Below are 13,582 nucleotides of genomic sequence, written 5' to 3'. Positions count from 1 at the left end.
CATCAGTGGGGCAGCGCATAACCCGCCGCCTTGATCTCTGCCTGACCCGGCCCCTTGAGCCAGGCCACCAGCGCCTCGACCGCCTCCCCTTTCTTCAATACCAGCCCCTGCTGTTCGATGGGCGGATAGAAGTCGGCCGGCACGGCCCAGGCTTCGCCGGTCTTGCCCGCCTCCACCAGGTTGGCCCAGGCGACGAAGCCCAGCTCGGCGTTGCCGGTGTCGACGAACTGCCAGGTCTGGCCGATGTTGGTGCCGGTCAGCAGGCGGTACTGCTTGGGATCGATCTTGAGATGATCGAGGGTCGCCATGGCGGCGGTGCCGTAGGGAGCGGTCTTCGGGTTGGCGATGGCGAGGTTGCCCTTCCAGTTGCGCAGGGTTGCCTCGTCAGGAGCCGGCCCCCCCTTCTGCCACAGACCCAGCTGGCCGATGGCGTAGGTGAAACGCTCGCTGCCCTTGCCCTCCTGTTCCAGCTTCTGCGGGGTTTTCACGTCGGCGGAGAGGAAGAGGTCGAACGGGGCGCCATGGCTTATCTGGGTGTAGAGCACCCCGGTCGCGGCAGAGGAGATGGCCAGGGTATGGCCGGTCTTGGCGGTGAACGCCTTGCCGATGCGCTCTATGGTGCCTTTGAAGTTGGCGGCCACGGCCACCTTGACCTCGTCGGCCTGCACGGCACCTGCCTGCAGCGCACTGGCACAGACCCCGGCGATCACAACGGATAACAGCGGTTTCATTCCTTTACCTCCTGAGTGGGGCCGCTTCTATCGCTCCCCAGCCAAGGGGGCGGCCCCGAAAACAGGGGCCGCGGCTCCCGATGAGCCAGCCCCCTTGAACAGGTCAAGCTTGCCAGCGGGCGGCGGCAGTGTTGTCGCTCTCCTTGGCCTCGACCCAGCGTTGTAATCCTTCGGCGGTCAGCTCTTTTTTCCAGAACGGCGCCCGGGTTTTCAAGAAATCCATGATGAAGTGGCAGGCCTCGAAGGCGGCCTCGCGGTGGGCACTGCTCACCACCACCAGCACGATCTGATCGCCGAGCAGCAGCTCGCCGATGCGGTGGATCAGGGTGCACTCCTGCAGGGGCCAGCGGCTGCGGGCCTCGGCCACTATGTCCGTCAGCGCCTTCTCGGTCATGCCGGGGTAGTGCTCGAGGGCCAGCCCCTTCACGTGCTCCCCCTGATTGAAGTCGCGCACCTTGCCGACAAAGCTGACCACGGCACCGGTGTCCTGCCGGGCGGCGAGACGGGCATATTCGTCAGCCAGCGAGAAGTCTTCCCGCTGCACCAGAATGCGATCGATCATGGTTGCCTCGCTCATCATCAACCTCCGGTCACCGGCGGGAAAAAGGCGACCTCATCGCCATCATGAAGGGGCGTATCCAGCGGCACCAGGGTCTGGTTGACCGCCACCAGCAGTTTGCCCGCTTCCAGCGCCAGCGCCCACTTGTCGCCGCGCTCGCACAAGGCGGCGCGAAGCGCCTCGGCACTGGCATAGTCACAGGGCAGGCTCAGCTCGTCGCAGGCCACCAGCTCTCTGACTTGCGCAAAAAAGAGTACCTTGATCATGCGTTTTCTCCTGCACCGGCATTCAACTGGAAGTGACCGGACTTGCCGCCCTTTTTCTCCACCAGACGAACCTGTTCGATCACCATGTCCTTTTGCACCGCCTTGCACATGTCGTAGATGGTCAGCGCCGCCACCGACGCTGCGGTCAGCGCTTCCATTTCCACCCCCGTCTTGCCCGAGAGCTTGCAGAGGGTGCGAATATGGACCCTATTTTGCGCCGCCTGGGGTTCTATCTCTACCTCCACCCGGGTCAATGCCAGCGGATGGCAGAGGGGAATGAGATCCGAGGTCTTCTTGGCCGCCATGATGCCGGCGATGCGGGCGGTGGCGAACACGTCCCCCTTGTGGTGCTGACCGCTCAGGATCAGGGCCAGGGTGTCGGGAGCCATGGCGACAAACGCCTCGGCGCGGGCTTCACGCTCGGTCACCTGCTTGTCGGTCACATCCACCATGTGGGCTTCGCCGCTCTGGTTGAGATGGGTCAGGCCGGGCTGAGGCTGCTTGGATTCGGTCGGGTTCATCAGAGGCCCTCAAAGATGGGAGACGAAGTTGCACGGCTTGGTGCGGGCATCGAGCTGATCGCGGACAAGTTTCTCCCACCCCAGCTGGCAGGCACCGGTAGAGCCCGGCAGGCAGCAGATCAGGGTGCGATTGGCGAGACCCGCCAGCGCGCGGCTCTGCATGGCGGCGCCCTTGATGTCGGCGAAGGATAGCTGGCGAAACAGTTCGCCAAAACCCTGTACTGTGCGCTCGAACAATACCCCGACCGCCTCGGGCACCCGGTTCTGTTCGTTGAAGCCGGTGCCGCCGTTGATGAGCACCACCTGCACTCCCTCATCGGCGATCCAGTCGCTCACCTGGGCGCGAATACGAAACAGATTGTCGGGGCAGAGCGCCCGGTCGGCCAGCTGATGGCCCGATTCAGCGAGGGCGGAAACCAGATAGTCGCCCGAGCTGTCATCGGCAGCGGTGCGGCTGTCGGAGACCGTCAGCACGGCGATCTTGAGGGGAATGAATGCGTTGTGTTTCTGTCCCATGGGCAGCTCCTGATGGCAAAGGACCGTGAGCAAAGAGAAGAAGAAAAGCGGCCAGGATCCCGGCTGACAGCGCTCGCTGGTGGCACGGTTCATACCCGCCCGGGCTGAACCTTTGACCTTGCTGTCATGCGCTGCGACTCACGGCGGGCCGATTCTATCAAAACTCGCACCAGAGGGGGGATTTAAAGGAGGCACAGTGGTGCTTTTGCCCTGGCCAGGCGAAATATGAACGAGGCCGGGTGAACCCGGCCTCGTTGCCGGTGCAGGCTTAGAAGCCCTTCACCCCTGTCATGTCGGGCAGCTGATGAGCAATGCCCTTGTGGCAGTCGATACAGGTGCTCTCGCCGCTGGCGAGGCTGGTGGAGTGCATCTGGGCACCCCGCTTGCCTTGCAGGGAGAAGTCCATGTACTCGAAGTTGTGGCAGTTGCGACACTCCCTCGAATCCGTGTCCTTCATCCGCTTCCACTCCCGCTCGGCCATCTCACGCCGGTGCGACTCGAACTTCTCGCGGGTGTCCACCTTGCCGGTGATCATGCCCCACAACTCCTTGGAGGCCTGCACCTTGCGGATGATCTTGTAGGTCCACTCGTGCGGCACGTGGCAATCCGGGCAGCTGGCCCGCACGCCGGAACGGTTGGCATAGTGGATGGTGTCGCGGTACTCCACGAACACGTTGTCCTTCATCTCGTGGCAGCTGGTGCAGAACTTTTCGGTGTTGGAGGCTTCCATGGCGGTGTTGAAACCGCCCCAGAAGATCACCCCGCCGAAGAAGCCCATCAGCAGCAGTACCCAGAGGGCTGCCTTCGAGGGGGACTTGAAGGTGGTCCACAGACGCTGGATAAAGCCGGGTAATTTCATCTATGGGTTCCTCAGTTCAAGGCTTCAACTGGTTTAAACGTATTTTCCACCAGCGGCTTGGCATCCGCTTGCGGCACGTGGCACTGCAGGCAGAAGTAGCGGCGGGGGGACACTTCTCCCAATGTCATGCCGTCACGGGTCTCGAAGTGAGTCGGGCTGATCTTGGGGGCCTTCATGGCGCTGGCGTTCTTGAAGCTATGACAGGCCAGGCACTTGTTGACCTTGTTGTCCACTTCATAGTTGCGGGTGTCGTGGGGGATCAGCGGGGGCTGATGCATGTACTGGCGATCGTAGAGATCACCATCCTTGCGAAAGTTCTTCATCGGGGCCGCATCGGCATCCGTCACCAGATCCGTGCTCCCCCGTTCCGACTTGATGCCCCCCGTGCTGTTGGTGATCTCGGGGACTGCCGCCATCAAGGAACCTGCCATCAGACAGGCCAGCATTGCTCCAATCAGCTTCTTCATTATTTGTTCTCCGACGTTTTCTCTGCCTTGACGGCAAAACCTACAGTGATTTCAAAAACTTGCTCCGCGCAGACATCGATGCAACGGCCGCAGTTGGTACACTCCTGAGCCGCAATCAAGGGCCCGTGACCACGCTTGGCACCGTGAACGGGGCCGCGCAGGATGGGGCGTTCCGGGCAGACCGCATAACAATCCATGCAGTTGCTGCACCGCTCGCGCCCCTTGGCAGAAATCTTGATAAACCCGACCCGGTTGACCAGGGCATAGAAGGCCCCCACCGGACAGAGGTGACCGCACCAGCCCCGCTCCACCACGAAGAGGTCGAACAGGAACAGCACCGCCAGCAAGGCCCAGCCCGCCCCCATGCCAAACAGCAGACCCCGCAGGGTGAGCGACACCGGGTTGACCAGCTCCCACACCAGCACACCGGTGATGGCCGGCGCCACCAGCACCATGGCCAGCAGCCAGTAGCGGGTGGCGCGGTTGAACTGACCGTTGCCCTTGAGACCTAGCCTTCCCCTGAGCCAGGCGGCGGCATCCGTGACCAGGTTGACCGGACAGACCCAGGAGCAGAACACCCGCCCCCCGACCAGCCAGTAACCCGCGAGCACCAGCCCGGCCCCCAGCCAGAGGGTGGGGATGGGCCAATGGCCCGCCGCCACCGACTGCAGCAGGGTCAGCGGATCCGTGAGCGGCACCGTCTCCAGCAACAGCGAGCTGGAGAGGTTGCCCTCGAGGATCCAGCTGCCCGCCAGCGGTCCCAGCAGGAACAACCCCAGCACACCGAACTGGCTGAGCCGGCGCAACAGCAGGAAGCGGTGTGACCGCCACCAACCGAGCCTGGCCGTGGCTTCGGCTCCCGGATAACGACTCATAGCCCCTCCGGTTTGCGGGTAGGCAGAGTGAGCCTGTCGCCGATGAGCGACTTGCCCGCCTTCGCCTTCTCTTCCCAGCCGAGCCGGTAGTGGTGGCCCAGTTCCCCCTTGGCGAGCTGACGAGGCACCACCTTGATGGCTGCCTCCTCCAGCACGCAGGCGTGCTCGCACTTGCCGCAGCCGGTGCAGACATCGCTGTGCACCGTGGGCAGGAACATGGCGTGCTTGCCGGTGCGCTGGTTGTGCTGCAGCTCCAGGGTGATCGCCTTGTCAATCAGCGGGCAGACCCGGTAGCAGACGTCGCAGCGCAGCCCCAGGTAGTTAAGGCAGGTCTCGTGATCGATGAGCACCGCCACCCCCATCCGCGCCTGATCGATGTCGGTCATGGCCTGATCCAGCGCCCCGCTCGGGCAGGCCGCCACGCAGGGGATGTCGTCACACATCTCGCACGGCACGGCGCGCGCCTTGAAGTAAGGAGTGCCGGTGGTCACGGGTTCAAACAACCGGGCGAGCTTGAGGGTGTCGTAGGGGCAGGCCTCGACGCAGAGCCCGCAGCGCACGCAGACGCCGAGGAATTCGGCTTCGTCGAGGGCGGCAGGCGGACGCAGCGCCTGGGCAGGCACCGCCTGCACCTGCTGGCGCGCCATGCCGCCAAGCCCCACGCCAAGCAGGCCCACGCCGCAGGCCCCCTTGGCCATGTCGGCCAGAAACTGGCGCCGACTACGACTCATCTCGCGCTCCCCGCCTTATGCCTTGACGACCTTGACGGCGCACTTCTTGTAATCCGTCTCTTTGGAGAGCGGATCGGTGGCGTCCAGGGTCAGCTTGTTGACCAGCTGGCTCGCATCGAAGAAGGGCATGAACACCAGTCCCTTGGGCGGACGGTTGCGACCGCGGGTCTCGACCCGGGTTTTCACCTCGCCACGGCGGGAGGAGACGATCACCTCTTCACCACGGCGCACGCCGCGAGCCTTGGCATCTTCCGGGTGCATGAACAGTACCGCATCCGGGAAGGCGCGATAGAGCTCGGGGACCCGGCGGGTCATGGTGCCGGTGTGCCAGTGCTCCAGCACGCGACCGGTGGAGAGCCACATGTCGTACTCTTTGTCCGGTGCCTCGGCGGCCGGCTCATAGGGCAGCGCGAAGATCACCGCCTTGCCGTCGGGCTTGCCGTAGAAGCGCACCCCCTCGCCCGCTTTCACGTAAGGGTCGAACCCTTCGCGATAGCGCCACAGGGTCTCTTTGCCATCCACCACAGGCCAGCGCAGGCCACGGGCTTCGTGATACTGATCGAACGGCGCCAGATCGTGGCCATGGCCGCGACCGAAGGTGGCGTACTCTTCGAACAGCCCCTTCTGGACGTAGAAACCAAAGTGCTCGGCCTCGTCGTTCAGCGCCCCCTTGCTCTGCTCTTTCGGGAACTGGTTGACCTGGCCGTTGGCATAGAGCACGTCGAACAGGGTCTTGCCCTTCACTTCCGGCATCTTGGCGATGAGCTCCGCCGGCCACACCTCTTCCACCTTGAAGCGCTTGGAGAACTCCATCAGCTGCCACAGGTCGGACTTGGCCCCTTCCGGTGCCTTCACCTGCTGGTGCCAGAACTGGGTGCGACGCTCGGCGTTGCCGTAGGCCCCCTCTTTCTCCACCCACATGGCGGTCGGCAGGATGAGGTCCGCCGCCTGGGCGGTCACGGTTGGATAAGGGTCGGACACCACGATGAAGTTGGCCGGGTTGCGATAACCAGGCAGCCCCTCTTCGTTCATGTTCGGGCCGGCCTGCATGTTGTTGTTGCACATCACCCAGTAGGCGTTGAGCTTGCCGTCCTTGAGCATGCGGTTTTGCAGCACGGCGTGGTAGCCCACCTGCTCCGGAATGGTGCCTTCCGGCAGCTTCCAGATCTTCTCGGCGATGGCGCGGTGCTTGGGTTCGGTCACCACCATGTCGGCCGGCAAGCGGTGGGCGAAGGTACCCACTTCACGGGCGGTACCGCAGGCGGAGGGCTGACCGGTCAGGGAGAAGGGACCGGAACCCGGCTGGGAGATCTTGCCTGTCAGCAGGTGGATGTTGTAGCAGAGGTTGTTGGCCCAGACGCCGCGGGTGTGCTGGTTGAACCCCATGGTCCAGTAGGAGACCACCTTCTTGCTCGGATCGGCATAGAGCTGGGCCAGCTTCTCGAGCTTGTCCTTGGAGACGCCGGAGAGCTTGGAGACAGACTCCAGATCGTAATCCGCCACGAACTTGGCGAAGTCGTCGAAGCTCATCGGGGTGGAATCGCCGTTGTCCGGATTCTTGGCCTTCTGCTGCAGCGGGTTGGTGGGACGCAGGCCGTAGCCGATGTCCGTGGTGCCCTTGCGGAACTGGGTGTGCTTGTTGACGAACTCCCAGTTCACCTTGTCATTCTGGATGATGTAGTTGGCGATGTAGTTGAGGATCGCCAAGTCGGTCTGCGGGGTGAACACCATGCCGTTGTCCGCCAGCTCGAAGCTGCGATGCTCGAAGGTGGAGAGCACGTGTACCTGCACGTCCTGGTGGGACAGGCGGCGATCGGAGATGCGCGACCAGAGAATGGGGTGCATCTCGGCCATGTTGGAGCCCCACAGCACGAAGGCGTCGGCCTGCTCGATGTCGTCGTAGCAGCCCATTGGTTCATCCATGCCGAAGGTACGCATGAAGCCCACTACCGCGGACGCCATGCAGTGACGGGCATTGGGATCCAGGTTGTTGGTACGCAGACCGGCCTTCATCAGCTTGGCGGCGGCATAGCCTTCCCACACGGTCCACTGGCCGGAGCCGAACATGCCGACGGCGGTCGGGCCCTTCTCTTTCAGGGTGGCCTTGAACTTCTCGGCCATGATGTCGAAGGCCTGATCCCAGCTGATGGGGGCGAAGTTGCCGTTCTTGTCGAACTTGCCATTGGTCATGCGCAGCATGGGCTGGGTCAGCCTGTCCTGGCCATACATGATCTTGGACAGGAAGTAACCCTTGATGCAGTTAAGACCGCGGTTGACCGGTGCATCGGGATCGCCCTGGGTCGCCACGACGCGCCCATCCTGGGAACCCACCAGCACGGAACAGCCGGTACCGCAGAAACGGCACGGCGCCTTGTCCCAGGTGATGGCAGTCTTGTCGGTACTGGTGATCAGATTGGCCGCCAGCGTGGGGGCACTGACACCAGCCACGGCAGCGGCTGCCGCCACCGCGTTGGCCTTCATAAAGTCGCGTCGACTCAGCTTCATGGCATATCCTCACATTGCTTATCGCGTAAGTTGTCGAGTGTATCGAACTGGTTTTGGCTCAGGGCGGCGAACTAGAACCCTGGCGTCGTTTTTCTGTGCATCCATGGCGGCCATCATGATGAGTCACGCAGGCTCGACCTTATGGCGCTACTCCTTGTACTGGGCATCGAGCTCATCGAACTGGTGGTAAATCAGGGCGGCAGAGAGCACGCCCGGCATCGCATTGATGGCATCGATGGCCGTCATGATGGGCCGCTGGCTCGGGCCTTCCAGGGTCACCACCAGCTTGCCCTCGTCACTGACGGCATGGATCTCGGCCCCCTCGAGGGCCGCGATCTGATCTGCGAGCCGATGACGCAAGGAGGGCTGGGTCAGCACCACCAGGCTCGATACATGGAACTCTTGTTTCATTGTGGCTCCTGCTTCACACACATCCTGCTTCATCTGGACTCCTCGCTGGCGGGGGCACCCACCCGGATGCTGCCGACCGGACAATCCTTCACACAGGCACCGCAACCGGTGCAGGCTGCGGCCTCGATGCTGGGGGTCGGCACCCGGCCCAGCACGGGGGAGAAATGGATTGCCCGGGGCTCGCAGCTGTCCTGGCAACGCTGGCAGAACACCTGACCCTGAGCCAGACAGCTGGCTTCAATATGGGCGATGTATTGCCAGGGCGCCTCCGTGGTCGGACGAAATATCGGCACTTTGCAAGCGGCGACACATTCCCCGCAGAAGGTGCACTCGCCGCGCAGAAAATCCACGGTCGGGAAACCGCCATCGCCCTTGACCAGGATCTGCTCCGGGCAGGCCGTGAGACAGTCACCGCAGCGGGTGCAGTCGGCGGCAAAGTCGGACCAGGCGACGGACCAGGGCAGTTGTACCCGAGGTTCATTCGATGTCAGACGACCCCGAAACAGACTGCGACGCGACAGGTTGACCCCATCCGACATAACGGCTCCTTGTTGCTGGTGATGGCGCACGAGTGAGTCCTATGACAGGTATTTTCAATACCTATTATAAGAGTGGGTGTATATTGCGGCCCTGACAAGTTCAGGGATATACCACCAGGGAGATAAACAGGGGGGATTCTTGCGCTGGATCAAACCCTTGGCGCAGGAAAGAACAACGGGGGAAAGACAAAATACCCCCATTTGAGGATTGCTTATTAATCGATGGCTATTTTTTCGAGCGAGGTCGCTCAGCCACCGATGGAGGCCAGATGCGGGGTCATGCCGGCATTGCCTTCGTGCAGCCTGTGGGTCGCAGCCTTGCCGGCAAGGGCGCTGCGGATCCGCTGCTGCAATTCATCCTGCTGGCCGTCATCCGTCAACAGATCGCGAAGCTCCACCCCGTGATCGCCGAACAGGCAGAGGTGCAGCTTGCCGAGGGAAGAGACTCGCAGCCGGTTGCAACCGGCACAGAAATCCTTGCTGTAGGGCATGATGAGCCCGACCCCACCCATCGACTCCGGATGCATGAATACCTGGGCGGGGCCATCGTCGTCGCCACGCAGCTGCTGCAACCAACCGGCATCGAGCAGACGCTGTTTGATGAGCGCCCCGCTGGCGTGGTGATCGCGAAACAGGGTATCCATCTCGCCGGTCTGCATCAGCTCGATGAAACGCAGCTCGATGGGTTGGTGCCGGATCCAGGCCAGGAAGGCATCCAGCTGGTGGTCGTTGAGACCCTTAAGCAGTACGGCATTGATCTTGACCGACTTGAAGCCGGCGGCCAGCGCCGCTTCGATCCCCTCCATCACCTCCGCCAGCTTGTTCTCGCCGGTGATCTGGTGAAACTGACGCGGATCCAGGCTGTCGACGCTGACGTTGAGGGCGGTCAGGCCCGCATCGAACCACTCTTTGGCCCGCTCTTTCAAACGATACCCATTGGTGGTCATGGCCACCTTCTCGATGCCGGGGGTATTGGCCACCGTCTCTATGATGGCGGTGAAGTCCCGGCGCAGGGAGGGTTCCCCGCCGGTCAGACGCACCTTGCGGGAGCCCATGGCGGCAAAGCCACCGACGACGCGGCGGATCTCTTCGAGAGAGAGAAAGGGCTGGCGCCCCGCCTTGCCACCGGCCGGTGGCCGATAGCCATCCGGCAAACAGTAGGTACAGCGAAAATTGCACACGTCGGTGACCGACAGGCGCAAATAGTAAAAACGACGGGAAAAACCATCTTGCAGTGGCGACATAAACACCTTTCCAAATACGGGAGGCCAGGGCATTTCTTTCCTGACCCTTACAGCTCGAACATCGGCTGACGGCGGTTTCCCCCTATCATGAGGACTTAGGCAAAACCGCTCGGAGTTCATCTAGTTTTTCGATGCTAGCACAAGTTGGAGTACACTCCCATGCTACTTTGTGGGGTTATTGTCTGCAGTGAAGGAAGAGAGCCGGCATGGGAAAGTGGTTCAAAGTACATTCGGTCAGCAGCGCCATCGGACGCTCCATGGTGCTCATCCTGTTCATGGCGAGCCTGATCGCCGTGGTGGCCATGGTGACCCTGTTCTATTCGGTGCCCGATGCCAAGGCGATCAACCTCTCCGGCTCCCTGCGGATGCAGGCCTACCGGATGGCCTACGAGATTGAGCAGGGCCAGCAGGTGCTGAGCCGGCTCGATCAGTTCGAGCAGACCCTGCACGCCGCCGAGCTGCAGGAGACCCAGCGCTGGATCACGCCAGCCTCCCTGCGTCGCACCTACGGCGAGGTGCTGCAGCAGTGGCAGGTGATGCGCGAGCACATCGAGAATGCCACCCCGCGGCGCTATACGGATAACACAGAGCAGTTCGTCGCCGCCATCGATGACTTCGTCAACCAGATGCAGTATCACGTGGAGTTCAAGGTGCGCATGCTGGCGCTGGCCGAGGGGCTCGGGCTGCTCTCCATCATCACCATCGCCTGGTTCACGGTGCGCTTTACCCGCCAGCAGGTGGTGGCCCCGCTCAACCAGCTGGTCTATTGCGCCCGCCAGATCCAGCGCCAGGAGTTCGATCTGACCCTGCCCCCCCGCTGCGAAAACGAACTGGGGGAGCTGTCGGGGGCCTTCGTCACCATGGCCGATGAGCTTGGCAAGCTCTACCGGGAGCTGGAGAGCAAGGTGGAAGAGAAGACTGCCAAGCTGCAACAGGCCAACGACACCCTCTCCTTTCTCTACAGCACAGCCCAGAAGCTGCACGCGGCGCCGCTGAGCCGGCGCACCCTGCTCAAGCTGCTGGAGCGAGCGGCGGCCCACCAGCACATCGACTACATCCGGCTGACCCGTTTCGAGCACAATGCCATGCCGGACTACATCACCGGCCGCAAGGGTTGGCCAGGCGATCTGGAGGCGGTGGTCAGCTTCTATCTGCAGATGGACGAGCAGGAGTATGGCCGGCTCGACGTCATCAGCAGCCACCCCATCGACGAGCGGCTGATGAAGAACTTCTCCATGTTGCTGGCTCAGGTGCTGCACAAGGATCAGACCCTGCTGCAACACCAGCGCCTGCTGCTGATGGAAGAGCGGGCCGTCATCGCCCGCGAGTTGCACGACTCCCTGGCCCAGGCGCTCTCCTATCTCAAGATCCAGGCCACCCTGCTCAAGCGCTCGTTTGCCAAGGGGGATACCGCCAAGGCCGAAGCCGCCATGCAGCAGATCGATGAGGGGCTTGGCAGCGCCTACACCCAGCTGCGCGAGCTGCTCGGCACCTTCCGCCTCAGCATTGGTGACGCCAATCTCGGCGAAGCCATCAAGGTGATGCTGGAGCAACTCAAGCCGCAGACCCAGGCCGATATCAGGCTCCATTACGGTCTGGCCGATACCGACCTCGAAGCGGGTCAGCACATTCACATTTTGCAGCTGATCCGTGAGGCAGTCCTCAATGCCATCAAACATGCCAGCGCACAAGTGATTGATGTTAGCTGTGAGACCCTCGCCGATGGTAACATCCAGGTTCAGATTTCAGATGATGGTGTCGGAATAGGGATCGCAAGCTCGGCGGTCAACCACTACGGCCTGAGCATCATGAACGAGCGTGCCAACAAGCTGCATGGCCTGCTGACCATCAGCGAAAGGCCGCCCAGAGGCACCTGCGTACATCTGACCTTTCCCACCAGCCTAACAAGAGACGCCTGATGGACGAGATGAAATATAGTGTTCTGGTCGTGGATGACCATCCCCTCATGCGCAAAGGGATTGTGCAACTGCTGGCACTGGAAGAAAACATCGAGGTCGTCGGTGAAGCTTCCAATGGTACCGACGCCGTCGCCATGGCCAAGGAGTCTGAACCGGACCTGATCCTGCTCGACCTCAACATGAAAGGTCTCTCGGGCCTGGACACCCTCAAGGCGCTGCGCGCCGAGGAGGTGACCTCCCGGGTGGTGATCCTGACCGTCTCCGATGCCCGTCAGGATGTGGTGGCCCTGCTCAAGGCCGGTGCCGATGGCTACCTGCTCAAGGACACCGAGCCCGATATGCTGCTGGCCCAGCTGGCAGACGTGATGACCGGCAAGCAGATCCTGAGCGAACCGCTGCGCCCCTACCTCGAGAACATCTACGAGCTGGATCACCTGCAGCAGAAGCTGGAGAGCTTAACGCGTCGCGAAATGCAAATCCTGCGTGAAATTGCAAAGGGCCTCTCCAACAAACAGGTCGCCTCCGTGCTCCATATTTCCGAAGGCACGGTCAAAGTTCACGTCAAGAGCCTGCTCAAGAAACTAGAGGCGCAAAGCCGCGTGGAAGCGGCTGTCATGTACCTGGAGCAGCGCAACTAAGCCCCCTTTTTACCCAGCCAAAGCCACCGTCCGGTGGCTTTTTTCATCCTCTGGCACAGTCGCTGCATTGTCCTGTTCAGTAACAACTGAATGGAGGATGGAACATGAAACTTCAACCTTTGGCACTGTTCCCCTTGCCTTCCCACATCCTGCCTGGTGGCAAGCTTCCTCTGCGTTTGTTTGAGCCGCGCCACCTGCAGATGCTCAAAGAGTCATTCATCAATGACCAGGGGTTTGGCATCGTGATGGAAGAGGCAACCACCTCGGGCAAGTCGGGTCGGATCCTGCCGGTCGGCACCCGGGTCAAAGTCACCGACTTTTACACCCTGAATGACGGCCTGCTCGGTGTCACCGTGCTCGGCATGGAAAGATTCTGCATCCACGAGATGGAGACTGACGAGCTGGGTCTGCGCCGCGCCAAGGTCGAGGCCCTGCCCAACTGGCCGAGCACCCACTCCAATTTCAGCGACAAGCCGCTGGTCACCCGGTTGCAGGAAGTGTTCGAACAATATCCGGAGCTCGACGAGCTCTATCCGGACAAGCGGTTTGACGATGCAGCCTGGCTCTGCCAACGCTGGCTCGAGATCCTGCCGATGCCGATCTATGAGAAGCAGATGTTGATTGCCAAACAAAATAGCGAAGCGGCTCGTCAATTCTTGCGCCGTCTGATCGCACAGTGAGTCAATTCGGGCTTTGCAAAATGCAAATATTCCGATAATGAAAATGTCAATTTCGCATTTTGCAAATTGCAGGACGCAATAAAAACCGATAATCGCGCTGCAAGCCCTGTAAAACCGGTTC

At 61.7% G+C, this 13,582-nt stretch carries 16 protein-coding genes and 1 riboswitch; of the genes, 3 read left to right on the top strand and 13 right to left on the bottom strand.

Annotation, left to right across the window (positions count from 1 at the left end; all coding sequences use genetic code 11):
• Positions 1-2 precede the first annotated feature (2 nt).
• The 13 genes from modA to moaA all read right to left on the bottom strand — a co-directional run bounded on the left by modA (position 3) and on the right by moaA (position 10,224).
• Positions 3-731: a molybdate ABC transporter substrate-binding protein gene (gene modA, locus I6L38_RS04965; protein ID WP_216989224.1), complete on the bottom strand. Its 729-nt coding sequence runs from the start codon at positions 729-731 to the stop codon at positions 3-5.
• A 103-nt stretch (positions 732-834) separates the two neighbouring features.
• Positions 835-1,308, bottom strand: a complete 474-nt coding sequence (gene moaE, locus I6L38_RS04960; protein ID WP_216989223.1) for a molybdopterin synthase catalytic subunit MoaE — start codon at positions 1,306-1,308, stop codon at positions 835-837.
• 2 nt (positions 1,309-1,310) lie between these two features.
• The gene (moaD, locus tag I6L38_RS04955) at positions 1,311-1,556 is read right to left on the bottom strand and encodes a molybdopterin synthase sulfur carrier subunit (RefSeq protein WP_005299353.1); all 246 of its coding nucleotides are present in this window, start codon (positions 1,554-1,556) and stop codon (positions 1,311-1,313) included.
• Complete coding sequence (gene moaC, locus I6L38_RS04950; RefSeq protein WP_010634440.1) at positions 1,553-2,077, bottom strand: cyclic pyranopterin monophosphate synthase MoaC; 525 nt, start codon at positions 2,075-2,077, stop codon at positions 1,553-1,555. Before moaC ends, moaD begins: the two co-directional genes overlap by 4 nt.
• Positions 2,078-2,086: 9 nt before the next feature.
• A complete protein-coding gene (gene moaB, locus I6L38_RS04945) occupies positions 2,087-2,593 on the bottom strand; it encodes a molybdenum cofactor biosynthesis protein B (protein WP_010634441.1) in 507 nt (168 codons plus the stop codon).
• 268 nt (positions 2,594-2,861) lie between these two features.
• Entirely contained in the window at positions 2,862-3,452 is a 591-nt protein-coding gene (locus tag I6L38_RS04940) for a cytochrome c3 family protein (protein WP_005299345.1), read from the bottom strand.
• Positions 3,453-3,463: 11 nt separating this feature from the next.
• Entirely contained in the window at positions 3,464-3,919 is a 456-nt protein-coding gene (locus tag I6L38_RS04935) for a nitrate reductase cytochrome c-type subunit (RefSeq protein ID WP_005299342.1), read from the bottom strand.
• Positions 3,919-4,794, bottom strand: a complete 876-nt coding sequence (gene napH, locus I6L38_RS04930; RefSeq protein ID WP_216989222.1) for a quinol dehydrogenase ferredoxin subunit NapH — start codon at positions 4,792-4,794, stop codon at positions 3,919-3,921. The genes I6L38_RS04935 and napH overlap by 1 nt, the downstream gene beginning before the upstream one ends.
• A complete protein-coding gene (napG, locus tag I6L38_RS04925) occupies positions 4,791-5,525 on the bottom strand; it encodes a ferredoxin-type protein NapG (RefSeq protein WP_216989221.1) in 735 nt (244 codons plus the stop codon). The genes napH and napG overlap by 4 nt, the downstream gene beginning before the upstream one ends.
• 15 nt (positions 5,526-5,540) lie before the next feature.
• Complete coding sequence (gene napA / locus I6L38_RS04920) at positions 5,541-8,030, bottom strand: nitrate reductase catalytic subunit NapA (protein ID WP_216989220.1); 2,490 nt, start codon at positions 8,028-8,030, stop codon at positions 5,541-5,543.
• A gap of 147 nt (positions 8,031-8,177) precedes the next feature.
• Complete coding sequence (locus I6L38_RS04915) at positions 8,178-8,441, bottom strand: chaperone NapD (RefSeq protein ID WP_216989219.1); 264 nt, start codon at positions 8,439-8,441, stop codon at positions 8,178-8,180.
• A 29-nt stretch (positions 8,442-8,470) separates the two neighbouring features.
• Positions 8,471-8,980 (bottom strand): ferredoxin-type protein NapF, encoded by a 510-nt coding sequence (napF, locus tag I6L38_RS04910; RefSeq protein WP_024942813.1) that lies wholly within the window; start codon positions 8,978-8,980, stop codon positions 8,471-8,473.
• Between the two features lie 248 nt (positions 8,981-9,228).
• Positions 9,229-10,224: a GTP 3',8-cyclase MoaA gene (gene moaA / locus I6L38_RS04905; protein WP_041204756.1), complete on the bottom strand. Its 996-nt coding sequence runs from the start codon at positions 10,222-10,224 to the stop codon at positions 9,229-9,231.
• Positions 10,212-10,351: riboswitch (molybdenum cofactor riboswitch) on the bottom strand. (Overlaps the previous gene by 13 nt.)
• 79 nt (positions 10,352-10,430) lie before the next feature.
• Here moaA and narQ point away from each other — a divergent pair.
• From narQ to I6L38_RS04890, 3 genes are all read left to right on the top strand, one after another.
• Complete coding sequence (gene narQ, locus I6L38_RS04900; RefSeq protein ID WP_024942815.1) at positions 10,431-12,143, top strand: nitrate/nitrite two-component system sensor histidine kinase NarQ; 1,713 nt, start codon at positions 10,431-10,433, stop codon at positions 12,141-12,143.
• Positions 12,143-12,781 (top strand): two-component system response regulator NarL, encoded by a 639-nt coding sequence (gene narL, locus I6L38_RS04895; protein WP_005299317.1) that lies wholly within the window; start codon positions 12,143-12,145, stop codon positions 12,779-12,781. The genes narQ and narL overlap by 1 nt, the downstream gene beginning before the upstream one ends.
• A 104-nt stretch (positions 12,782-12,885) precedes the next feature.
• Positions 12,886-13,461: an LON peptidase substrate-binding domain-containing protein gene (locus I6L38_RS04890; RefSeq protein WP_005299312.1), complete on the top strand. Its 576-nt coding sequence runs from the start codon at positions 12,886-12,888 to the stop codon at positions 13,459-13,461.
• The last annotated feature ends 121 nt before the right edge of the window (positions 13,462-13,582 follow it).

Source organism: Aeromonas sp. FDAARGOS 1408 (genome assembly GCF_019048665.1).
GTDB classification, from domain to species: Bacteria; Pseudomonadota; Gammaproteobacteria; order Enterobacterales; family Aeromonadaceae; genus Aeromonas; species Aeromonas dhakensis.
The sequence above is the reverse complement of the archived record's forward strand: the minus strand, read 5'-3'. Positions and strand labels throughout refer to the sequence as shown.

What these genes read in the sequence shown, in the direction of transcription:
- modA (WP_216989224.1), bottom strand. Translation starts at nt 731, where the DNA reads ATGAAACCGCTGTTATCCGTTGTGATCGCCGGGGTCTGTGCCAGTGCG.
- moaE (WP_216989223.1), bottom strand. Translation starts at nt 1,308, where the DNA reads ATGAGCGAGGCAACCATGATCGATCGCATTCTGGTGCAGCGGGAAGAC.
- moaD (WP_005299353.1), bottom strand. Translation starts at nt 1,556, where the DNA reads ATGATCAAGGTACTCTTTTTTGCGCAAGTCAGAGAGCTGGTGGCCTGC.
- moaC (WP_010634440.1), bottom strand. Translation starts at nt 2,077, where the DNA reads ATGAACCCGACCGAATCCAAGCAGCCTCAGCCCGGCCTGACCCATCTC.
- moaB (WP_010634441.1), bottom strand. Translation starts at nt 2,593, where the DNA reads ATGGGACAGAAACACAACGCATTCATTCCCCTCAAGATCGCCGTGCTG.
- I6L38_RS04940 (WP_005299345.1), bottom strand. Translation starts at nt 3,452, where the DNA reads ATGAAATTACCCGGCTTTATCCAGCGTCTGTGGACCACCTTCAAGTCC.
- I6L38_RS04935 (WP_005299342.1), bottom strand. Translation starts at nt 3,919, where the DNA reads ATGAAGAAGCTGATTGGAGCAATGCTGGCCTGTCTGATGGCAGGTTCC.
- napH (WP_216989222.1), bottom strand. Translation starts at nt 4,794, where the DNA reads ATGAGTCGTTATCCGGGAGCCGAAGCCACGGCCAGGCTCGGTTGGTGG.
- napG (WP_216989221.1), bottom strand. Translation starts at nt 5,525, where the DNA reads ATGAGTCGTAGTCGGCGCCAGTTTCTGGCCGACATGGCCAAGGGGGCC.
- napA (WP_216989220.1), bottom strand. Translation starts at nt 8,030, where the DNA reads ATGAAGCTGAGTCGACGCGACTTTATGAAGGCCAACGCGGTGGCGGCA.
- I6L38_RS04915 (WP_216989219.1), bottom strand. Translation starts at nt 8,441, where the DNA reads ATGAAACAAGAGTTCCATGTATCGAGCCTGGTGGTGCTGACCCAGCCC.
- napF (WP_024942813.1), bottom strand. Translation starts at nt 8,980, where the DNA reads ATGTCGGATGGGGTCAACCTGTCGCGTCGCAGTCTGTTTCGGGGTCGT.
- moaA (WP_041204756.1), bottom strand. Translation starts at nt 10,224, where the DNA reads ATGTCGCCACTGCAAGATGGTTTTTCCCGTCGTTTTTACTATTTGCGC.
- narQ (WP_024942815.1), top strand. Translation starts at nt 10,431, where the DNA reads ATGGGAAAGTGGTTCAAAGTACATTCGGTCAGCAGCGCCATCGGACGC.
- narL (WP_005299317.1), top strand. Translation starts at nt 12,143, where the DNA reads ATGGACGAGATGAAATATAGTGTTCTGGTCGTGGATGACCATCCCCTC.
- I6L38_RS04890 (WP_005299312.1), top strand. Translation starts at nt 12,886, where the DNA reads ATGAAACTTCAACCTTTGGCACTGTTCCCCTTGCCTTCCCACATCCTG.